Source organism: Ignavibacteriales bacterium (assembly GCA_015709675.1).
GTDB lineage: Bacteria > Bacteroidota > Ignavibacteria > Ignavibacteriales > Ignavibacteriaceae > H2-BAC3.
In genome coordinates this window covers 2,613,431-2,635,571 of record CP054182.1, presented here as the reverse complement: position 1 = coordinate 2,635,571, position 22,141 = coordinate 2,613,431, and the positions used below count along the sequence as shown (strand labels likewise).

The following is a 22,141-nucleotide window of genomic DNA, read 5'->3' as shown; positions in this document are numbered from 1 at the left end:
TCTAACCCTTGTCTAATTTGTTCTTCAATGATATCAGAATATTTCTGAATGGTGAAAGTGCCGGTGTATAGTTAAAATCGGTCTCAGATATAATATCATAACTCATTCTATTTCTTATCATAAATGTGATCAGATCAGAAAAACCTGAGACTTCTTTGGCCCCTAAGAATGAAGCCCCGAGAATCTGTTTATTTAATTTGTTAATGATAAGTTTCGCGGCGGTGTTCGATACTTCCGGCATAATGTGTACAAGATTGGGCATGATTGCAAAAGCGGTTTTAACAACAAAACCATGCTCCCGGGCTGCTTTTTCAGTGAGCCCTGTCTGACTAAAGTAATTATCAAAAATTCTGAAACTTGTTACCGGGATTGCTCCTTTAAATTGCTCCGGTTTTCCAGCTGCGTTGCTCCCGGCTATATGCCCGGTATTATGAGCAACCTTGGCGCTATAAAAAACCTGACTCTTACCGGTAAGAAAATTTTTAATACCTGCAGAGTCACCAGCAGCATATACATATGGAATACTTGTGCGTAAAAATGTGTCGGTTATAATTTCACCAAATGCCCCCCTTCTGAAATCAAGTCCCGCAATAAATCTTGTGTCTGGTCTGAATCCTGTAGCCGGAAAAAGTGCGTTAGATTCCAATACCCTTGAGCCGACCTTAACAGATTTTACACTTCTGTGATCCGTAATGAAAGATAATGTCGTTATTCCTGAGTAAACTGCAATTTGTTTCTCCTTTAAGATCTCTCCTATTATTCCTGAAAACTCAGGTTCTGCACCTGGCAAAACTCTTGATTCCTTCTCGATAATTGAAACCTCCATTCCCCTTTTAACCAGGGCTTCGGCAATTTCCAAACCCAGATACCCCGATCCTATAACAATACCATGTTCAGGTGATTTATGATCAAGAAAATCTTTTGTTCTTAAAAGATCAGGATATTTTTTCAGCCAAAGAACATTTTCTAAGCCAGCATCCAGCCCGGCTACCTCACTCTGGCGGGAGCCCGTTGCAATTATTAATCTGTCATAAGGCATCCGGATTGACCCGGATGAATTCTTATCAGTAAAAGTAAGAACCCGTTCTTTGGTATCAACAGAGATGACCTCAGAGCCGATGAATACTTCTACTTTCTTTTCTTCGGAGAATTTTTCAGGAGTGTAAAAAATAAGAGATGCGGGATCCGAGATTTCACCGGAAAGTACAAATGGGAATTCACAAACCCCAACAGAGATATAATCGGTTTTTTCAAAAAGTACAACCCTTGCTTGCGGATTAACCCGCTTCGCCTTAGCAGCAGCAGCAGCGCCCGCAGCATTACCCCCTATTACCGCAATGGTAAGCGGCTTCATTTTTGACGGAAACTCAGTGTCATGGGAACTCCTTTAAAGCCGAATTTTTCCCGGATTTTCTTTTCAAGAAAACGTTTATAGTGATCCGGAAGATATTTTGGCTGTGTACCGAAAAATAGAAAAACCGGATAATATGTTCCAACCTGAGTTATGTATTTTATTTTAATTTCTTTTCCCGTAGGTCCTGCAGGAGGAGGAGTTTTCTGAATTTCTTCCTGCAAAATCTCATTTAGTTCATCAGTCGGGATTTTTTTCATCCTTTCGTCATGTACTTCCTGAGCCAGATCAACCAGTTTAAAGATTCTCTGTTTTGTGAGTGCAGAAACGAAAATGACGGGAACATAATCGTACTTACCAAGCATTTTATAGAGAGCCAGTTCCCACTGCCTTGCTGTGTTAGTATCTTTCTCAATCAAATCCCATTTATTAACCGCGATGATGATACCCCTGCGGCGGTTGACAGCTTCCTCTAGGATTTTCTGATCCTGATTTTCTAATCCGGTTGTCGCATCAAGCATGAGGACGACAACGGTGGATTCTGCAATTGCGCGCAAGGTCCTTACTGAAGAATAAAACTCTATGTTTTCTTTGACCTTGGCTTTTTTTCTAAGACCTGCAGTATCAACCAAAACTATTTCTCTGCCGTAATACTTCAAAACAGAGTTTATACTGTCACGTGTTGTACCGGGGATATCAGTAACAATGCTTCTGTCGTAACCGAGCAGTGCATTGGTAAGAGAAGATTTTCCTACGTTAGGTCTTCCTACGAGGGCTATTTTTAACTGAGTATCATCTAATGATTCCTCCTCTTTTGGAGGAAAATCATGAGTGACGGCATCAAGAAAATCACCCAGTCTCCTTCCCCCTATTGCACTGATACCATATGGCTCACCAAGTCCCAACTTATAAAAATCTGAGGTCAGCGGATCATAATTCTCTGAGTCAACTTTATTAACAGCCAGAAATATTTTTTTTGATGATGAACGGAATATTTTTGCTATTTCAAAATCTAAAGGAGTAATACCCGTTCTGCTGTCTACCACGAATATTACGGCGTCAGCCTCATCCACAGCTATATGAACCTGCTCACGTATAGCAGTTTCAAATACATCTTTCGATTCAGGGACATAGCCTCCTGTATCAATAAGACGAAAAAGCTTATTATCCCATTCAACCTCGCCATAATTCCTGTCCCGTGTTACTCCGGACACATCATCTACTATTGCTTCCTTGCTTTTGGTAAGGCGGTTAAACAAAGTTGATTTGCCTACATTTGGCCGGCCGGCTATTACAACAATCGGAATTTTTGACATTAGAAATTTGCTTTCAGGGTTAATCTCGGAGACAGAGCACCGGCATATCGCAATTCCTGTTCATCAAACTGAAGCTTTACTGAAACGGAATTATTATACAATGCTGTTGCCCAGACCGCATGTACTGCGCTTAAAAAATGATTTATATAGAGGGCTATTACTGCTTTGGAAGCGTTGTTGTAAAAATCATTTGCTTTACCCCGCATGCTTGCATAGGAAAGAAAGATTGGCGGTATATCCGCATTATTACTGTTAGCGGGATTAAATTCATCCCAGCCAGGGCTATACTGATGATATTTGCCGATCAGTTCGTAATATTGCTGTTCACCATGCTTTGGAAGGCGGTGAGAGAACGTACTTTCATACGCATTAAGTGAATCCCAGTTTACTCTTTCCCATGGCCGCAAAGAAGTATTTGGATTTATGGGAATCGAAGCACTTTTATACGTATTCAGCCATTCTGCATACTTTACAACACTCCAGCGCTCATCAGCTACTTTTTGGAATTCTGTTGTCTGATCATCCCCTTTGCCGTCATTTATTACAGCTATGGTTATTGCAGTAACTTCTAATGCCGCGAAAATTCCGGCTTCAATATATGACTCAGCCATATACTGTCCCGCTCCCGGTAATACTAAAGAAAGAAGTCCATTAACGATTGGCTTTTTCTTTTCGGAAACCGGCAGAACTGAATTTTTTGTCACCGCAGGAAGTATCCCGATCGTTTTGCTGTCAAATGTTATACTTCCGGTAAGCACTTCACTCTGCTGTGCTGTAAGTGAAAGATAGCTAAATATAAGTATGAATAGTGTCTTGTTCATATAATTCTAAATGTCAAATCCAAAAAGAACACCTGCATAAAAATTCCATTCTTTTCCATACATGACTTTTTCATCCCTGACATTTCTTTCAAAGGAATCAAAACCGTATGCTGCATTCAGGAAAATTGCGGTTGGAAAGAGATAAAAGGAATTTAACGAGAAACGTAATTCAGCCCCTGCACCTTTTTTTATATCATTTATCGTTGTTGCATAAGAATTCCATGCATTTCCAGCTTCAGCAAATACCTCGAGGAATATCTTATCCAGATAAAGGTGACCGTCACTAAAATCAATATTTTTAAACAGCGGAAAACGGTAAGCAGTTTTTACCATCGCGATTTCATTGCCGCTAAGAGAATAAAAAGGATAGGATCGCATTCCAACAAGTCCGCCCAGGTAGAAGTCGAAAAAGTCAGGTACCTCAGCGCCTATGATAGTTCCCCCTCTGATGGTCAGTTCAAGACCATGGCTTCCTGTCAGACGCCAGTTATGCTTGGCGAGCAATTCAAGACGTGAAAAATTAAAATTACTGTATAACGGAACAAGTATGCCATTATCAATTGTGTAGTTTCCGTCAGGATTATATTTATTCAGCTCCAGGTTGTATGTCAGATCAATCTGAGTACCCACAGGATTAATATCAGAATCTACATAAGGAAATAGTGATGAATACGTGTATTTCAGCATAAAGTTATTGCCAATCAGATACTCATCATTAGTAGTAGGATAAAGCTGGGGGTCACCTTCAAGCGGGAGAATAAAACTTCCGAGTGAGGCTGTATACCGTGAGAAGGCATAACGGAACTCCAGATTCTGATCGCGTGTAAAAATTCTGTGACTTGCCTTAAGTCCAACCTCAAAAAGATTATAGGTAACATCAGTAGTGACGGTCGGCAGGTCCTCATCAAAAATAATATCAACATCAGCTTTTCTGCTTACGTTGAACAATTCAAGAGCAATTTCAGGTTTTATGCCAATGTCATACAAAAGCGGAATCTTATTCTTATACTCGAACATCATGAAAAGATCGCGTTCGAATCTCGTGTTGATAGTCGCCCCGCCGAAAATAGAATAACGGTTAAGCATATCTGAAGAAGTAAAATAAACCCCGGGTTTCAGACGCTGAAAAGGAGTATTGCCGGTATTGTAATTATCGAGCCGTAAGACCGGAAAAAAAGTAAGTTTGGAAAATGCTCCGCTATAGCGGGATGATTCATACTCCGGAAGGATGTTATCCTTAAAATTCCTGAAGTTCTGAATCTGATCATCGGTTAAATCGCCAATTGGTTTAAATTCATTTAAGGGGAATTCCTTAACACCTTTATAATTGTCATTTTTGGCGATGGATCTTAAACTATCCGCAGACAGATGAAATATTTTATAACCTGTTGATGTATAACCGCTGTAAGCGATATCTCCATTACGATCAATCGCAGGCATAAATGCCCCCCCCTCAACATTCGTTAATTGTATTATCTGGCCTTTATTTATAATAAATTTATGGATATTGAATATGCCATTATAGTCAGCTGAAAAAACTACAGTTGTATCATTCAGAAAAAATGCATTTCGCTCATCATTTCTTGCTTCAAGCAGGAAATCATGCTTTCCTGTTTTGAATGAATATACCGCCACATCACGATTATCAAAATCTGAATAATCAAAGATTATCCTGGAATCATCAGGAGAAAAGGAAGGGTTATAAACCTGCTCTCCATTAGCAAAAAAAGTAAGCTGGGTGAACCCGGTTCCGTCAATATTTACTGTCGCAAGATTAGTAGTGCCGTCTTTCTGGAAAACAAAAACCACTTTATCTTTTTTATGAGAAAGTGACGGCTGATTCGCTCTCAGATTAAAGGTAAGACGTGTTTCTTCCTCCGTTTTTCTGTCATAAACAAACAAATCATGGACATTGTACCAGTTCTCGTTGTCATCCGTGATTTTTGCATACAGAATTTTATTCTCACTATCAAACAAACCGAAAGTAGACCTGACGGGTCCGGTAATCCTTTTTGTCTGCTTTTTCTCCAGGTCGTATTCATAAAGTGAGGTTAAACTCATGTAGTCGTTACCTGAATTGGAGATATAAAGTACTTTTCTTCCGCTGTCAGCAAAGACCGGGTAAAAATTTCCAAAGCCCTCCATATTCAACTGGGTACCTGTAACAGCATTACTTCTTACCGGCTCCAGAGCTGTTTTGTAATAATTTTCCAGATAGCTCTTCCATTCATTATATAATTGCCTGCCGGTAATGCCGAGCACATCTTCTATTGCAGCATCAATAGTAAAATTTGACCATACACCAAGCCGGTTGGTAATCTCCCTTAGTTTATCTTCTCCATATTTTTGAGAAATATAGCGGGTCAGCGCGAATCCTGAGTTATAAACTGATTCATTACCAAGACTGGTTTTTTCAAATACACCCATCTGATTCCAGGTTAACATATTTCCGCCCGTTACATATGAACGAAGTATCATATCCCGGTGAGCATCCCAGTAATCATAGTTAAATTCTTCTCTCATATACTGGGCAGTGCCTTCTGCAAACCAGGCAGGCATATTTAATGTTGCCAACGGATAAGAGACAATCACATTCGGGAAACCATAAAGAATATCCGGTCTGCGTTTGTCTTCATAATTCAGCCACTGCAGATACACAGCCGGCACTCTTCTCCCGGTTTTTAATGCCGCCTGAATCTGGACAAGATGAGTGAATTCATGACTAATAACATTGCGGAGCCAGTTATGTGTCCCTCTTAAATCAAAGTCCAAAGCGCTGGTCCATATTTCAATCTTGTTATCAAAGAAATAAGTTGCACCGTTGGAATAATCATCAATGTCTTTTATAACAAAATGAACCGTTTCAGGCTCATACCCGTACAGCCGTGTAATCGGCTCCCAAATTTCATCACAGATTTTGGCAGTTACTTTAGCAGTACGTTCAGCCTCTTTATGATAATGAACTACACAGTTTTCACCCTTTATAGTGTACCACTCCAGTTCAGGATGGAATTCAGTAAACTGTGCCTGTGTAAAGGGAATAAATAAAAGAACTACAAATAGAGGGAAAATTTTTCTCATCAGCTCCTATGGGGAGGTCTATTTAACGACAGCAATCTTAATAATTTTAAAATCCTTCTTACCGGATGAGTTTTCTGCTTCAATCCGCGCAAGATAGACTCCGCTTTCAATTTCAGTAACATTCCAGCTAATTTCCTGATCAAATCCGCCAATAGCATTTGCTTTCAGTTCTGCAGCCAGATCCCCGGCAAGATCAAATATCCTTACGGTTATAACAGCATCTTCACTTGTGAAAAAACGTATTTGAGTGTTTCCTTCACTTACCGGATTGGGGTAATTATATGTTTTTACTTTATCCAAAAGTTCACTGTTTGCAAGATTCTTTTGTGTAAGAAAAACTGCATCGTACAAACCATCTTCACCCTGATCTCCTGACCAAATAATATTATCGGCAATATCCGTAAGATACCATTCTGCATATGATTCGTTTTCTGAATATGCAATAAGCGCAGTCTTGTTATCAGTTCTCCGGAGCATGATTCTGGAAGAATCTCCATTTGCATAAGCAAGCGGAAAGCCCGGTATCTGTCTGCCGGATTTCAGTGAAATACCATTTAAAAGTCCGTCATTGGTAATCGCAAAGATCACACTTTCATTCGACGATTTTCTGGCGATGGCAATATTTGAATTTATATCTGCTGAAAGTATTACAGGAAAGTTTTCAGCCGGGATATTATATACATTATCCGCCTCTATACTGTTATCGTTTGCAGAAAACAAGACAACTTCATTGGCACCAGTATTTATTCCGAATGCGGTATTCGGATTTCCCATAAACCGATATTTTAAGGATGCAGCTGAGCCGGCTAAAGTTCTGTTTATAACAATCATCTCATTTGATGATGTCAACAGATAAATATCTTCCGATCCATCCGATACGTTTGCCACAAACAATGATGTTATCTCTTCATTTCCTGAAAAAATTTCTGAGTTTGCTGCATATACAATATATTTATCACCACTTTTAACAACCGTATAGGCAATAAGCGGATAGGGATAAATTTTCCGAACCTCGGAGCCCGGGAAATTATAATCTGCAATTATTTCAATAGTACCGTTTTTACTCATTTTGAATGAGTGAAGTAATCCGGATTTGCTCCCGATATAAATAATATTTCCGGCCATCACCGGTCCCGCATTTATCGTAAAGCCTGGCTTATACGTATTTTTTGTAACGACAGTTCCACCAATGACTGACTGAGTAATGGTAGAGTCATCAGCTGTAATAATAACAAGATCTGTTCCGTCTGTATAATATGCAGCTCCGCCGCTGCTCTTTACTACTGAATGAACTGACAAAGATGAGATTACAATAACCGTGTCAAATTCTTCAACTTTATAACTGTTTGAGCCCGCTGTAAAATATCTCACCGTAGCAAGACCGGAAGGGTAATTTCTCACTGAGATTACTGGCTCAATTCCTGTTGAGGTATATCCCAAACGGAATGAGGCTGTCATCCCGATCGCGGAAAAATCAAATAACTTTATCTGTGAAAACGCACCGGCATTACTTCTGGTATCGGGCCTTGTTACATCCGAGAATTCGTTTTTATAGAGATCAGCTTCATTTGTGCTATACCACAGATCAAGATCATCTCCTTCCCCGACCAGAACATCACCAAATATCGTTGTGAACTGCTCTCCGATATCCTGAATTCCGTCAGCTTCTTCAAGATCCACTCCCCTTCTCAGTTTATCAGCATTTACCTGATTTGATGCAATATTTTCACGTATTACTTTTTCATCAATATGCCAGACAAGAATTCCGCTTCCGGGAAGTGCCCAGTCAAAATCATCTACATCAATGATTACACCTTCAAGTGAATCAACAGTGAAACTGTTAAACCACGATGTATCTTTTGTAAAGCTCTTCTGATACACAGAACCATTATTCCAGATGGTGAAAGTGATTCCATCACCATTGCCGTCTTTGATACGGTTTTCTATATAATAATGCTCATCAGCAGAGAGGCTTACTTTATAAACTGTGGTATCATTAGGAGCGGAGGTAGAAACTGCCATTAACTTATATAAAGCATTGTTTCTGCTTAAAGTATCATTAAGGGGAATAGCAGAATCCCATCCTAATTGAATTCTTTCCCAGGCGGAAGGATTTGGCGGAAATACTCCATTGTATGCAAATATTGACTGACCGTCCATCAATCCGAACCTGCCGATTGCACTCAGCCCGGTTTTGGTATCAAATAAATCAGGAAGCCCTAAATGACTGGCAATTGAAGAAACCAAAAGTCCGTTGATAGTAAGTTCTACCAGGAAATAATTTCCAAACGATTCAATTTCCCTGTTTTGTGTCTGAGGAAGAATCATTGAGTTTTTAATTGTAAAACTACCGCCGGAAACCGGAACTCCACTATATCCTGCCCCTTTGTACTTTCTGAACGATTCAAGATTAAAATAAACCGATGGCAGGTCTCTTTCATTATTCAAACTGCCTGGAAGACTAACATCCCTTCCTACTCCCGCATGAAAAACACAAAAGAGATCATAAGCTGAAAAATCAAAACCGGGATACAATTCATCCGCTTTCTGCCACGACTCTTCATAAAAATTTACCATGGGGGTGAAATCGGTTGATCTGATTGGAGGAGAATATTCGCGCATAGTTTTACTGAGAGTAATTACCTGCGGCAGAACAGTATACTGTAAAGCAAGAGAACCGCGCGAGACCTTTGCATAATAATTTTTGGCAAATTCCAGATGCGCGGAAAAGTATGCTGAATCATGCGGTAAGGGATCAAGAATACTGCTTCCCCAGTTCCGGGTATAAATTGAGTCAAACTGACCATTCCCTACCGTAGTCCTGTCATTATCACGCTGAAATTCAACCATGATAGCAAGTACTCTAAGTGTACCCGAAGCCGGGGCAGGTTTAATGCCTCTGGTTGTGCTGAAGGATTCCGGTGCTGGTATATAGCGCTGAGCCACGGAAACGTGGCTCAGAATTGCTAAAATAATTAAAACTAACGCGCGGGGATGCAAAATCAAAGACCTCTGGGTAATCCTTTAATGCTTTCAGGAAGAGCACCCCAGCCAACAAGGAATGTAAAACGGAGAGTGTCTGACAATGGATGATTTTCGCCCCCCTTAAAAACCGATGTTGAAATATAGCTGAAATCAAAACCGTATATATCGTATCTGATTCCTGCTCCCAGGGTCATAAACTTTCTATTGCCGTATGACGGGTCTTCATAGAAAAAACCGCCTCTTAATGCAAAGAGGAAGTCGCCCGGCTGACCATACCAGTATTCGAGTCCGAACGATGTAACGATATCACGAAGTTCATCCGCGAATGGCTTATCAATCCAGGAAGTAAAGAGAGCCTGGTAAAACTCTTCGCTCTGACCTGTTGTATCCTTTTTAACAAGGAGTTTGCTGAAATCAAGCGTCCAGGTAAGGGAGTTATATTCATCAGCGAAAATTCTGTGGGCAAAGCCAAGTCTGAGATTGGTCGGAATCGGGTCTGCCTGTGCTTTATCAATATAGAAAATCTTCGGGCCGAGATTGCTTAAATTTAATCCCATACTGAATTGATTGCCAATATCAACTCCCGTGAACGGAATTGGCAGCGAGGTGGGACGCCACATTGCCCCCACGTCGAAAGATACTGTAGTTGCCACTCCGGAACCTTTTTCCTCAGCTGTCGGCTGGTCTGAAAGATTACTGTGAATTATACGGAAATTGAATCCTAATCCCCAGTCCTTGGAAAGTTTTGTAGCGTAGCCTAAAGTAAGGGCTGCATCAAATGAACGGAAAGTTCCGAGTGGTTCAGGACCTGTCTCTCCGGTTCTTACGAATTCACCATAGTTCATATAGGTGATGCTCGCCGTTACACTTCCGTCAATCTCAGGAATGTAATTTCTGTAGGTTGCATAGTCATAAAACAGGTCAAGCTTAAACTGCGGTAACCAGTTACTGTGGGTAAAAGTAAACTCCTGGCCGCTTAAAAATGCGATACCTGCCGGGTTCCAAAAAATTGCTGAGGCATTATCAGCCAGACCGGTACCGGATTCACCTAATGCACTAAACCGTGAGTCGGGTGCAAGCAGAAGAAACGGTACAGCCGCTTCACCCTGGGCAAAGACCCTGCCCGGGAAAAGCATCAGGAATAATGCTGCAACGATTAATTGATTTTTGAACTTCATGTAAAGAGATCTCCGTTTAATAAAAAACCTGTTTTGTGCCTGAAGCCGGCTATTATTTTAAACAAGACTAGTAATATACCTATTTAAGGATTGATAATTTGCTTAAAAACTCGCGGCTGCCGTTTCCGCTCATTCCGGAAACTATAATTTTATAAAGATACGTACCATTTGCCAGTAAATTTCCATCGTTATCCCGGCCATCCCAGGGGATGCGGACAAAACGGTCAGAAAGATTAACCTGTTCATCAGAATAAACCTGACGTCCCGCAACGGTAAAGACACGGATCTTTACGCGAACCGGCTCCGGATAATTATGCTGCAGAGTGAAATAGGTACCAGAACTGAAGGGATTCGGATAATTATAGACTTCCGTAACATCGGTTCCTGATTCAGAACCAACCTCAAAGTATGAGATTTCCCGTGTGTTGTTGTTAAAAACATCCCACGCAGATACCTGAATTTTGTATTTCCCCTGCTGCATACCGTTCATCGGGAACTGGACAATACCTGTTTTGCCCCCGGAATCCAGGTCACCAGTAAAATATTCGGAAAGGTCTATGGAAGCGGCCTCATTATCATTCAGAGTAGCTTCCATTTTATGACCGAGCCCCAGACCGGTAGTATTGATTCCTGTTTCATCTGAAAGTTTAAGCAATAAAGTTGAATTGGGCCGGACGAGACTACCTGAAATATTTTCAAATGAATCAAAATAAATCTCAACCTCCGGACCCTGCCCATCGTTAGGAATTGGGCTGCCTCCCCCGCCAACGACGATGTTTTTTGTAAATGCAAGACCGTCTAAATCATCATCATAAAAATAAAGGACAACCTTTCCGTTTCTGGTTTCGTAGGAGATATCCTTCGGAACAACAAATGATGCCTGAAAACTTCCGCTAACCACAGAAACCTTACCCTTAAATATTACCCCCCCCTGCTGACGAATGGTATAATTGCTTCCGAATTCCGGAATTGGAGCAAAACGGTCGGAGTCATAAACGGTTAAAATACCTTCCCCGTTAAAGGATGTATTCGGAGTTCCGTTGAAATTCTTAATAGTGCCTTTGACTCGTACACTATTCAATGCATCTATCTGGACAACTGAAGCAGTGGATTGGGAATTTACTGAGTCAATGCTTCCCGTCAGGACCGGTATGTGCAATCGTAAAGAAGGATCTCCAAGCAGGTGAAATTTCCGGTCGTTATCAATCGTGGATGATGATTTGGCTGCAAAGTATGCCTTACCGACTGTAACAGGCACTCCCTGATTGTCCCGTCCGGGATTGAGGAGTCCGGTAAAAAATTTCTCATTAAGCGCAGCATTAAAAAACGAATACACGGGGCGTGATGCAGTAAATACTCCGATTGCTCCTGAATTTTCCTTATGAAGCAGCACTTCGGCTGAACTCTGAGCATTGGTTTTATCAAAATATCCAAAATCACAAGTAGCCGCGGTTACAAAGAAAAAATCTTTGTTAACCATCTGGGGAATAGTTACATCTTTTACAAAAACCTGCTCATGCGCCCATAGTTCAGGACTGCCATGTCCGATATAATTCAAAATGAGGGTACCTTCGTTAACGGCGTTTACTATTGCATCATTAACCGCAGGCTTCCTTCTCCCGAAACTTGACAGAACAGTGGGATAACTTGCAAGATATATCTTCTTTATATCAAAGGACTGAGGAATCAGTGTAGAAAGAGTTTCCGACTGACCCGTGTGCAGTGAACCTTCGTTGCCTGTTGAAGTAAGACCGTCATCGGCAACCAGTGTTATAAGATTTCGCCAGAGAGTCTGTTCATCATTTTTCTCATAGGCAATTATTTTATCAACAGCATTTTTGGCTTCTTTCAGATTCTGAACCGGAATTCTGCCAACAGGTATCTGAAGATAGGAAGATGTGGGAGAAGTAGTCCCGAAGTAATCATCAGCATTATATGAACCTACTTCATCAAACGATTCTTCCGTCTGGAAAGGCGGAATAAAATTCACATTCGCTTTTTCAATATTCTTATAGTCATAATCACCGTCACCAAATAATAGTACAAATTCAGGTTTTACTGACCAATTTTGCATGGCATACCGGATAAAATTTCTGATTGCTGAAATATCCCTTATTCCGCATCCAAACTCAGTAAATATTTCATTTACATCGAATACTTTCGAAGTAATGGGAAAGCGCGAACCATTTGCACGATACTCACTTAACCGTTCTGCCTGCTCTCTGAATTCATCTGGTGTGATGATAATAAACCGGACACCTTCTGAATATGACTTAAGATCCTGATTTTTTATTTCGCCGGTTACCTGCGGAGTTAAAATTCGTGACTCATGTATTGCAAGGTATTTTTTTCTAACACCCGGTTCTACCGTTGATGAAAACCTGAAATCACCGCCTGACGGATATGATGGGTGCGTAAGAATGCGTACGTCTGAAAAATCAGAAACATCATATACGGATATCGCGGAAGTCGAAAAGTTATTTAATTGATACTCATAGGTACCCGGTGTTTCCGGTGAAAAAAACAATATTTCATCAGTATCAGTTGCACTTAATGACCGGTCATAATGTATCTCAAAAAAGTCTAAATATCCTTTAGCTGAGGCGCCGGGAGAATCATAAGAAAATTTAAGTACACTACGGCCATCCTGAATAGAACCGGAAAACAGAACATTACCCGTATCAGCTTGTGCAAAGGTATATTGGCTGTTACCATAGCCTGAAATAATTTTGTCTACAAAAATTTGATTACTTTCACTAATCTGAAACCGTACTCCTCCGGAAAATGAGTTCGCAAAACGGTAACGGTAACGAATCTGAGAACCGGGTATATAACCTTCCAGGCGGTTCATATAGGTTCTGGTTTTAGCATATTCGCTGAACTCATCCCCCATAAAATTCCTACCGCTTTTACCAATATTGATTTTATATTCATCAAGGTGTTTGAAAGCTTTCGAAGTTGTCACCGGAATGGCACCGGGCAAATCAGCGCCGGAAACACTCAGCATGCGTTTACCGGGTGTGCCGCCTGAAGTGATGAAATAAAAATTATTATCAGTATACGGCTGTATATTCCTTATGTATTTCTTTTGCTGACTATTATACTCCCAAAAATTAACTGACCTTGCGTAAAAAAGTATATAATCCCCTTCATCAAATTTTCCGTCAGATTCTCCGACAATCTGTATCGCTATTTCCTGAGGATCAACCGGACTATCGGCTGCATTTGATTCAGGAAGCACTTTGCCGCCATTGTTATAAATCTTAATAGTACGGGGATCTACCGTTGATGCATCAATGCCATAGGAAGCAAGTGATGATCTGGTTATCCGGTAGATTCCTTCCTGCGGTACCGTAAATTTAACCCACTTCCCTGTTGCAAAAACGGAAGGAGTGAGTACTTTGTTAAACCGCATAGGTTTATCCATCCATGAAACCGCCTGCTGATAATTAATAATTACCCCATCCAGGAGATCATCAGTATACCCTTCTTTTAATTGAGAAGGAACTCCTCTGAACGTAATTCTGAGAACAAGCCGCTTCAAAAGTTTTATATTTCCTTGAGGTCCCCTGCCAACCGGATAAACGAATAATTCCTGAACATTCAAATCCCGCAGTGTAGTGGTTTCCCCGAGACTGACAATCTGATCCTTTGGGAATCCAGGCTGTGCGCTCAGAATTTCAGCCGGGGCCTCTGCATATTCAAAGCTTAACCTCCCATCAGTTTTAATAGTGCGAGGAACTGGTAATAATTTACCTCCCAGAGAAATGAATTCGGTACTAAGGATTTCTGCTACAGGATTTTGATTTGAGGGAAGTCCGATAAGTAATTTCCTGAAACTGACCGGATATATTCCGAACTCCATGGGGTTGAGGACAGACATGTTCAAAAAGCGGATGTCACGCATTTCAGGGTTAAGAGGACTGAAAGAGGTGTCTGTGTATCTGGGAGTGTACTCAATAATGAGGAAATCTTTCCCGGTCTGGAGTACCCGTACATCGGAAGCAATCAGTGTAAGAGTGCTGAGGGTAAACAGAAAAAATAGACTTTTGAGTGCCATGTCAGAATTCAGTTCTGAAATTAGTTAATATGGTATCAAAAATCTCTAAGTTTTTTCCTTGTTTTTGGCAAACATAGCGAAGTTTTAAGATATTAGTCAAGGTCTAAAATTCCGGTAGTAAATTACTTTTGTGCAGAGGGGCAAAGTGAAGAAATGACACAATTTTGGCAGTCGGGTCTCCGGGCAATGCAGGTTTTTCGTCCGTGATATGCAAAAAGATGGCTGAGAATAATCCAATCCTCTGGTTCGGCGAGCTCCCGTAACCGCATTTCAATTTTAACCGCATCCTTTGTTTCAACAAATCCAAGCAGGTTTGAAAGGCGGACACAATGAGTATCAACTGCAATTGCAGGTATACCATAACCATTACCCATGACCACAGAAGCTGTTTTTCTACCCACGCCGGGCAGCTTAATCAATTGTTCCATATCATTTGGAACCGAACCCTGATAGGTATCCAAAATCTCCCTCGAGCAGAGGATTATATTCTTTGCCTTTTGATGGTAAAAACCTGTTGAAAAGATATCCTTCTCCAGTTCAGCGCGGTCTGCATTTGCAAAACTCTCAGGATCCGGGTATTTCCTGAAAAGTGCCGGAGTAACCTGATTAACCCTTTCGTCTGTACATTGAGCCGAAAGAATGGTCGCAATCAGAAGCTGAAAGGGGCTCTGGAAATCTAACGCTATCCTGGCTTCCGGATATTCCTGCTTAAGAATCTTAATAATTCTCGAAAGCCGGGCTGATTCAGGCTTAGACTTCAAATTTTCTTTCAAAACGGCTGTCTTTTATTCTCAGCCTTTCAACAGGCGTGCCACCCTTAAGATGTGATTCAATAATCTCATCCACGTCAGCTTTAGTAACTGCCCCGTACCAGATTTGTTCGGGATAAACCACCATTGCAGGACCATATTCACAGGCATCAAGACAACCAGCTGTATTTGAACGGTATTCAGAGAGCATTCCCTCTTCTTTAAGGCGGTTTTTGAGGTATTCCTTAATTTCAGGAGAACCCTTTGAAGCACAGCAGCCTCTGGGATGTCCATCAGGCCTCTTATTTTCACAAATAAAAATATGTTTTTTAAAGCGCATTATTCGAATTAATAAAAATTGCGGGTTTATTGTTAATTTGAAGAGGAACTTTGACCGGAGAATCTGGTAGCGCGTACGGGATTCGAACCCGTGATCTCTGCCTTGAGAGGGCAGCGTCCTAAGCCACTAGACGAACGCGCCAGTATAATTTTAAAGTTCAATTCCAAATAAAGCAATATTTTCTTTAATTTTCAAATCATATTCCATTCCATGACTCACCCTGTTACATCTCAGAAAGTCTCCGTTATCGTATGTTGTGGTTATCAGGAGTCAGCTAAAGCAGACTCTGATTGTTCAGTGAGCTATCTCATTTCCTTCAAGTTTTGTAACTTTGCATTCTTTAAAACCTTTTTAGTGATAAAATGAAGAAATCTCTTCTACTTTGGTTATTTCTCCTGACCATTATATCCGGCCAGGATTTTGATAACCTGGATTTTGTTAAGGACCGTATTGCCAATTATTACGAACAAGGGCAGTATGATTTGGAAGTCAGGCAGATTATTGACTCTGCGCTGCTGCAACTTGAAAATATTTCAGCAGCAGGTAAACAGGCTGTCGTTTTTGACATTGATGAAACTGCCCTGTCGAACTATTCCCATATAAAATCCGTCGGATTTGGATATATCCCCTCTCTTTGGGATTCATGGATCCGGGAAGAAAAAGCAGTTAAAATTGAGCCCGTATTTCTTTTATATAAAAAAGCCGTAGAAAAGGGTCTGAAGGTACTGTTTATAACCGGACGAAATGATTCCCAGTATGAGCCGACTTTCAGAAATTTGACCGCTGAAGGTTATAGTACCTTTGATACACTGATAACCAAACCGATGAACCACAATTATCAGAGTGCGGCAGAATTTAAAGCAGACAAACGCAGGGAGTTATCTGCAAAAGGCTACACCTTCGTTATGTGTGTCGGAGATCAATTCAGTGACTGCGAAATTGAAAATTACGGCATAAGGGTAAAACTCCCCAATTATTTATATTTTGTTAAATAGGAATCTTAAAAGATGAAATTACTCTGCTGGAACGTTAATGGAATCAGGGCGATCCAAAAAAAAGGTTTTATCGAATGGATGAAAAAAGAGAATCCGGATATCCTCTGCCTCCAGGAAACCAAAGCATCACCTGAACAGCTTTCCGATGAACTTCTGAACATTGAGGGATACACGTCATATTTTTCCTCTTCCATTGTTAAGAAAGGATACAGCGGAGTAGCTATATATACAAAAAAGAAACCCGTCAGGGTGGAACATGGATACGGCATTCCTGAATTTGATGACGAGGGAAGAATCATTATTGCTCACTATAAAGATTTCATTCTTATAAACAACTATTACCCTAACGGGAAAAAGAATGCTGAACGGCTAAAATATAAACTCGATTTCTATGATGCATTTCTGGATTATGCCCAAAAGCTGACATCTGAAGGAAAAAAACTCGTCATTTGCGGCGATTTTAATACCGCACACAAAGCAATTGACCTGGAACGCCCGAAAGAAAACGAAAAAGTTTCCGGGTTCCTTCCCGAAGAGAGGGCGTGGATGGATAAATTCACTGAAGCAGGATACACTGATACCTTCAGGATGTTTAATAATGAAGGCAAAAACTATACCTGGTGGGATCAGGTGACACGTTCGAGGGAAAGAAATGTAGGCTGGAGAATTGACTACTTTTTTGTGAGTAACAACTTTAGGAAAAAAGTTAAGTCTGCCTGGATTATGCCGGAAGTTATGGGATCAGACCATTGTCCGGTCGGAATTGAAATATAGGAATGCTTTAAAATAAAAAAAGAAACCGCAGGGTTTCTTTTTTTTGTACCGAAGGCCGGACTCGAACCGGCACGAGGTTTGAGCCTCGCTGGATTTTGAGTCCAGTGCGTCTACCAATTCCGCCACTCCGGCATGGTAAAATTCGAAGTGTAAATTTACGAATTAATCCTGATTCACTAAAGTTTTTCACTTCAGAATAATGAATTTTTGTAACAGCGATTCCTGTAAACCGCTCACCCTCAGAAAATATGTTCCAGATGACAAGTTCTTTCCATCAATTCTGTACTGAAAATATTGCTTCCCTTCAGAAAAATGAGTGGTTGAATTAAGTACCTCCCCTGTAACCGAAATAATCTCGAATAGATATTCCCCCGGCAGTTCAATACTGACGTTTACAGTTCCTGTGCTGTTAAAAGGATTTGGATACACGGATGAAAGTTGAAATTGCGAGGGACTGACAACCGGTTCACCGGATGTAACATCATACATTTTCGAATAAAGACCTGCTGCCGTCGGCTGATAAATTTTCCCTGAGTAATAAACTCCATTACCATCAGCGAATACAGGCGCCTCAAAAAGAGGCTGAGGAGATGTTAAACCATTCTCAATACGGTAGAGCATTGCAGTCGAGGTGAGTTTTAATGGAGAATAAATTACCTGCCCGCCGGCTTTAATTAGAAGCGGATTAAAACTGCCATTTAAACCTTCAACTTTCACCCAGGTTTCTCCCCTATCCAGACTCTTATAAAGACCAGCTGAACCGGCAACATAAAGACTGCCGTCCACTGAAACAAACTCCGGAAACAATGTAATCTCAGGGAGAATTGACGCTACAAATCTCGGCATCCATGAGTCAGCACCATGATCCCTGTAATAGACATATCCGTTTCCCCCGGCTGAAATAAAGATCCTCCCATTTTCAGAATAAATTCCGTTAATATTAAAGTCCAGACCTGATAGTATTCCCTCATTATATCCGGTCCATGCAGTCAGCTGAGAAAGGGCAGATCTGTAGACTCCTCCGCCTACAGTGGAAATATACAGGTAATCACCAAGGGTTGCAAATCCTGAAACCGTTAACGCATTATCAGGAAGCCCGTTTGCGAAGTGTGACCATGTTTCACCCGCATTTCTGCTGATGAAGACACCATTATTGGAGGTTCCTAAGAGAATAATATCATTCTGAACAAAGACGGAATACAAGGACTGTGCAGGATGACCATTGAGAGAAATTCGTTTCCATATTTCATCAGACTTCACGAATAATACTGAGTCAGTAACAACATAGAGCTTGTTATCATATACCTGAACATCAAATATGTATGTCTGTCCCGGACCTTCTTCGAACATCCATTGCGGAAAGATTGAAGAAGATATAATAAAGACTAATAGTATAATTTTCCTGAGCATGGTATTCGAATATTTTTGAACTGCAAAATAACGCATGCACATACTGTGAGAAGCAGATTATTGATAAGCGGAGGAAATTGCTTTCCGGCGGATGCGTATAAGGGCAAAAAAAAAGCCGGGCAATTTGCCCGGCATTATAATAATTTATAACCTTACTTAACCAAGGTAAGCTTTTTTGTTGAGGTATAAGAACCTGCTTTTAACTGATAAAGATATACACCAGCTGAAAGGTCGTCAGCATCAAGCGCGATGCTGTGTGAGCCGGCTGTCATTCTTTTGTTCAATACTGTTTTAATTTCCTGACCCATTACATTATAAAGTTTGAGGGAAACATCAGCATCTTCAGGAAGCTGGAAAGTAATGGTTGTTGAAGGATTAAAAGGATTCGGGTAGTTCTGATCAAGCACAAAACTTCCGGTAGTAAGAATCGTTGCTTCTACCACAGGTGAATAAGTAATGGTACCGTCAAAATCTACCTGGCGGAGTCTGAACTCATATCTGCCATAACTGAGATTCGGTATCACGGCAGAATAATCATTTTTTTCAGTGGTTGAACCTTTACCTTCAATGAAGAGCGCCTCTCTGAATTCGGATCCTTTTTTCGCAAACTCAACATAGAATCCCTTATTATTTATTTCAGATGCTGTTGTCCAGTTAAGAGTAACCGATCTGCCTTTAGCTGAGGCAGTAAATGAAGTAAGTTCAACGGGCACAATCATGCTCCATGATCTGGAGACTTTTATTCCGTCAAGAATCAGATTAGCTGCATTCGCTGAGGATCCTTGTCTGAGGCATACAGTCTTAAGTACCAAAGGATCACTGCCAGTAGTAAGAGTACTATGCGCCAGATTCGGCAGGGGCTCTGATGAATTTAACACAGGGTTAATAAAAAGATATACTGAATCATCCGTGGCTTCCGGGAAGAATGTGTACTTAAGTACAATCAGATGTGTAGTATTCAGCGGATACGTGGTGGTTGTATATACCGGAAGTACGGTTGCATTTGTGGATGATTTAGAAAGCCCAAAAGCAACATTTCCGTTATCAAGTTTTGCAAATACTCTTCCCAGAAAGATTGATGAATTATCGGTTGCTATGCCAAAGTGGAAGAAATAGTCTCCCGCTGTCTGGGCCGCTGATATATTTACCAAAAAGGAAGCATAAACACTGCCTGAGGTAACCGAATCATTATTCAGGAAACCCCGGTTTACATCCTGACCTGTTGTCTGCAGAACAGCACTATTACCGGAATTGAGTGGATATCCGGGATATGTAAGTCCTGCGTTTGAAACAAGGACAGTATTTAATGTTGAGGTTCCGGTGATATTCCAGCCATGTGCTCTGAGTGAGTCTCCGGCGGGATAATCAAAATTCTCTTCAAGTAAAATCTGTGCGTGCAGTGGCAATGCTATGGCCATAATTATTAAAAGTCTTAAAATTCTCATCAGGCAGATCTTTCAAAATAGTTTAGAATTAACATGCAAAATAATCCAAATTTTTCTAAATTTTTTCATTCCCCCTCCCCTGACAGGTTAATTTTTCATTAACATTATTATTTTATTAAACCGGCAAGCCGCGGAAAATTCAGGGCAATGTGCATCGGAATCTCTGGTTTTAAGGATTCCAGCAGTATTTTTAATTCCAGCGCATTTGCCGGCGCATATCCGAAAGGGTGGTTATTAAAGATTACAAAAACATCTCCCGTTGCGTTTTCTGCCTTTTTTTCTATTTTTAGCCGGATTTCCTGCATTTCAGACGGACTGTAATAGTAATGATACCTGGCATTTGGATCTTTCATTTGCAGATTCTGGGAGAATTTTTTGATAGATTCTTCCCAGGCAGGTTTATTCCTTCCATGCAGCCTGACATATCCGTCACGTATCACTGTCTGTACGTTGAACGGAAGCGCCTCCCCTATTACCGGCTGGTCTATTGAGCAAACATTAATCTGCCTCCCGGAGGTTAATAATAATGGCAGTTCGCAAAACCAGGATTTGTGCCTGAACTCATAAAAAAGCCGGTATTCATTAAAAAGAGCATCCAGATCGTTAACATAACGGGCATTATCGTGATTTTTTACAAAAGAGTAGGGAAACTGTATTAACACCCCGCCAAGTTTTCCCTCTCCGGACAAGTTATCGAATAACGAACGGACGGATTTAACGTTTTGACTAGAGTAATGGCGTTTATGCGTAAAATCCTGATGCAGTTTGATGGTGAAAACAAATTCCTGATTGTCCGCAGTTTTTTTTACCCAGGATAAAGCATAATCCGGATTCAAATACGAATAATAGGTTGCATTCACCTCTACAACAGAAAAGAGCTGCGCATAATACTCAAGGTAATCGCTGCCGGCTTTTTTGCTTTTGGGGTAAATACTGCCCTCCCAATCTTTATAAGACCAGCCTGCAGTACCAATATGCCAGTTCATGACACCTGCCGCGGAGGGGCAACGGTGCGGTATACCCCGACTACCAGTCCGATAAGCCGAAATTTTGCTGTATCTTTTTCTTTTATGACAATTGGCTTAAAATCAGGGTTTTCAGGGTGAAGTTCAATGGAATCTTTGAGCACAAATATTTTCTTTACTAAAGCGGAATCCTCAAACACCCCGACAATGAGCTGACCATTTATAACCTCCTGAGCAGGTTTCACTATTAAAACGTCTCCGTTAAAGATGTATGCATCCTTCATACTGTCACCCCTCACCTTCAAAAGGAAGGAGTCGGATGGAATTCTCAGAGCAGAAGGCAGTTCTGCAGTATTTAACACGTTGTTATAATAGAGAATCGGATCGCCGGCGGCAACTTCACCATGCAGAGGATAACTCTTAAAGAAAAGGTCTTTCTTAAGAATCTCTATTCCCCTGTTTATCTTATCAATTTTACGGATATACTTCTTTTTATGGAGGGCTTCAAGATGCTGCTTTACCGTTGAACGGTTTTTATAGCCAAAGTGCTCAGCTATTTCTGCGAGCGTAGGAGGGATTCCGTCTTTATCTTTTTTCCATAACAGATAATCCAGAATCTTCTTTTGAACAGGACTAAGTAGTTTTGTCATCTCATAATAATATTAAAACAC

The 22,141-nt window shown here is 40.8% G+C and carries 15 protein-coding genes and 2 tRNA genes; 2 read left to right on the top strand and 15 right to left on the bottom strand.

The annotated features are described in order from the left end of the window. Position 1: 1 nt before the first annotated feature. From HRU80_09905 to HRU80_09860, 10 genes are all read right to left on the bottom strand, one after another. On the bottom strand, positions 2–1,354 hold the full coding sequence (locus tag HRU80_09905; protein QOJ29181.1) for an FAD-dependent oxidoreductase: 1,353 nt from the start codon (positions 1,352–1,354) through the stop codon (positions 2–4). Beyond that, entirely contained in the window at positions 1,351–2,667 is a 1,317-nt protein-coding gene (der, locus tag HRU80_09900) for a ribosome biogenesis GTPase Der (protein QOJ29180.1), read from the bottom strand. Before der ends, HRU80_09905 begins: the two co-directional genes overlap by 4 nt. Further along, positions 2,667–3,488 (bottom strand): hypothetical protein, encoded by an 822-nt coding sequence (locus HRU80_09895; GenBank protein QOJ29179.1) that lies wholly within the window; start codon positions 3,486–3,488, stop codon positions 2,667–2,669. Before HRU80_09895 ends, der begins: the two co-directional genes overlap by 1 nt. Before the next feature lie 6 nt (positions 3,489–3,494). Beyond that, positions 3,495–6,569, bottom strand: a complete 3,075-nt coding sequence (locus HRU80_09890) for a biopolymer transporter Tol (GenBank protein QOJ29178.1) — start codon at positions 6,567–6,569, stop codon at positions 3,495–3,497. Positions 6,570–6,587: 18 nt separating this feature from the next. Beyond that, entirely contained in the window at positions 6,588–9,575 is a 2,988-nt protein-coding gene (locus HRU80_09885) for a T9SS type A sorting domain-containing protein (GenBank protein ID QOJ29177.1), read from the bottom strand. Further along, positions 9,572–10,732 (bottom strand): PorV/PorQ family protein, encoded by a 1,161-nt coding sequence (locus HRU80_09880; GenBank protein ID QOJ29176.1) that lies wholly within the window; start codon positions 10,730–10,732, stop codon positions 9,572–9,574. The genes HRU80_09885 and HRU80_09880 overlap by 4 nt, the downstream gene beginning before the upstream one ends. 79 nt (positions 10,733–10,811) lie before the next feature. Next, entirely contained in the window at positions 10,812–14,792 is a 3,981-nt protein-coding gene (gene porU, locus HRU80_09875) for a type IX secretion system sortase PorU (GenBank protein QOJ29175.1), read from the bottom strand. A 122-nt stretch (positions 14,793–14,914) separates the two neighbouring features. Next, positions 14,915–15,565: an endonuclease III gene (gene nth, locus HRU80_09870; protein QOJ29174.1), complete on the bottom strand. Its 651-nt coding sequence runs from the start codon at positions 15,563–15,565 to the stop codon at positions 14,915–14,917. Beyond that, positions 15,543–15,881, bottom strand: a complete 339-nt coding sequence (locus HRU80_09865; GenBank protein ID QOJ29173.1) for a (2Fe-2S) ferredoxin domain-containing protein — start codon at positions 15,879–15,881, stop codon at positions 15,543–15,545. The genes nth and HRU80_09865 overlap by 23 nt, the downstream gene beginning before the upstream one ends. A gap of 64 nt (positions 15,882–15,945) precedes the next feature. Continuing rightward, a tRNA-Glu gene (locus HRU80_09860) sits at positions 15,946–16,022 on the bottom strand. A 221-nt stretch (positions 16,023–16,243) separates the two neighbouring features. On the opposite strand from HRU80_09860, the gene HRU80_09855 reads away from it, so the two are divergent. Both HRU80_09855 and xth read left to right on the top strand, forming a co-directional pair. Further along, complete coding sequence (locus tag HRU80_09855; protein ID QOJ29172.1) at positions 16,244–16,876, top strand: hypothetical protein; 633 nt, start codon at positions 16,244–16,246, stop codon at positions 16,874–16,876. A 12-nt stretch (positions 16,877–16,888) separates the two neighbouring features. Then, complete coding sequence (xth, locus tag HRU80_09850) at positions 16,889–17,650, top strand: exodeoxyribonuclease III (GenBank protein ID QOJ29171.1); 762 nt, start codon at positions 16,889–16,891, stop codon at positions 17,648–17,650. A gap of 46 nt (positions 17,651–17,696) precedes the next feature. Here the strand turns inward: xth and HRU80_09845 are convergent. The 5 genes from HRU80_09845 to lexA form a co-directional block, all read right to left on the bottom strand. Next, positions 17,697–17,782: transfer RNA gene (locus HRU80_09845), tRNA-Leu, on the bottom strand. 54 nt (positions 17,783–17,836) lie between these two features. Beyond that, a complete protein-coding gene (locus HRU80_09840; protein ID QOJ29170.1) occupies positions 17,837–19,096 on the bottom strand; it encodes a T9SS type A sorting domain-containing protein in 1,260 nt (419 codons plus the stop codon). A gap of 116 nt (positions 19,097–19,212) precedes the next feature. Then, positions 19,213–20,505 carry a T9SS type A sorting domain-containing protein gene (locus HRU80_09835; GenBank protein QOJ29169.1) on the bottom strand — a complete coding sequence of 431 codons (1,293 nt, stop codon included), beginning with the start codon at positions 20,503–20,505 and terminating at the stop codon, positions 19,213–19,215. A 107-nt stretch (positions 20,506–20,612) separates the two neighbouring features. After that, the gene (locus HRU80_09830; protein QOJ29168.1) at positions 20,613–21,491 is read right to left on the bottom strand and encodes a DUF72 domain-containing protein; all 879 of its coding nucleotides are present in this window, start codon (positions 21,489–21,491) and stop codon (positions 20,613–20,615) included. After that, complete coding sequence (gene lexA / locus HRU80_09825; protein QOJ29167.1) at positions 21,488–22,120, bottom strand: repressor LexA; 633 nt, start codon at positions 22,118–22,120, stop codon at positions 21,488–21,490. The genes HRU80_09830 and lexA overlap by 4 nt, the downstream gene beginning before the upstream one ends. Between the last annotated feature and the right edge of the window lie 21 nt (positions 22,121–22,141).

What these genes read in the sequence shown, in the direction of transcription:
- HRU80_09855 (QOJ29172.1), top strand. Translation starts at nt 16,244, where the DNA reads ATGAAGAAATCTCTTCTACTTTGGTTATTTCTCCTGACCATTATATCC.
- HRU80_09865 (QOJ29173.1), bottom strand. Translation starts at nt 15,881, where the DNA reads ATGCGCTTTAAAAAACATATTTTTATTTGTGAAAATAAGAGGCCTGAT.
- HRU80_09840 (QOJ29170.1), bottom strand. Translation starts at nt 19,096, where the DNA reads ATGCGTTATTTTGCAGTTCAAAAATATTCGAATACCATGCTCAGGAAA.
- xth (QOJ29171.1), top strand. Translation starts at nt 16,889, where the DNA reads ATGAAATTACTCTGCTGGAACGTTAATGGAATCAGGGCGATCCAAAAA.
- HRU80_09880 (QOJ29176.1), bottom strand. Translation starts at nt 10,732, where the DNA reads ATGAAGTTCAAAAATCAATTAATCGTTGCAGCATTATTCCTGATGCTT.
- HRU80_09890 (QOJ29178.1), bottom strand. Translation starts at nt 6,569, where the DNA reads ATGAGAAAAATTTTCCCTCTATTTGTAGTTCTTTTATTTATTCCCTTT.
- HRU80_09905 (QOJ29181.1), bottom strand. Translation starts at nt 1,354, where the DNA reads ATGAAGCCGCTTACCATTGCGGTAATAGGGGGTAATGCTGCGGGCGCT.
- der (QOJ29180.1), bottom strand. Translation starts at nt 2,667, where the DNA reads ATGTCAAAAATTCCGATTGTTGTAATAGCCGGCCGGCCAAATGTAGGC.
- HRU80_09835 (QOJ29169.1), bottom strand. Translation starts at nt 20,505, where the DNA reads ATGAGAATTTTAAGACTTTTAATAATTATGGCCATAGCATTGCCACTG.
- HRU80_09830 (QOJ29168.1), bottom strand. Translation starts at nt 21,491, where the DNA reads ATGAACTGGCATATTGGTACTGCAGGCTGGTCTTATAAAGATTGGGAG.
- lexA (QOJ29167.1), bottom strand. Translation starts at nt 22,120, where the DNA reads ATGACAAAACTACTTAGTCCTGTTCAAAAGAAGATTCTGGATTATCTG.
- porU (QOJ29175.1), bottom strand. Translation starts at nt 14,792, where the DNA reads ATGGCACTCAAAAGTCTATTTTTTCTGTTTACCCTCAGCACTCTTACA.
- HRU80_09895 (QOJ29179.1), bottom strand. Translation starts at nt 3,488, where the DNA reads ATGAACAAGACACTATTCATACTTATATTTAGCTATCTTTCACTTACA.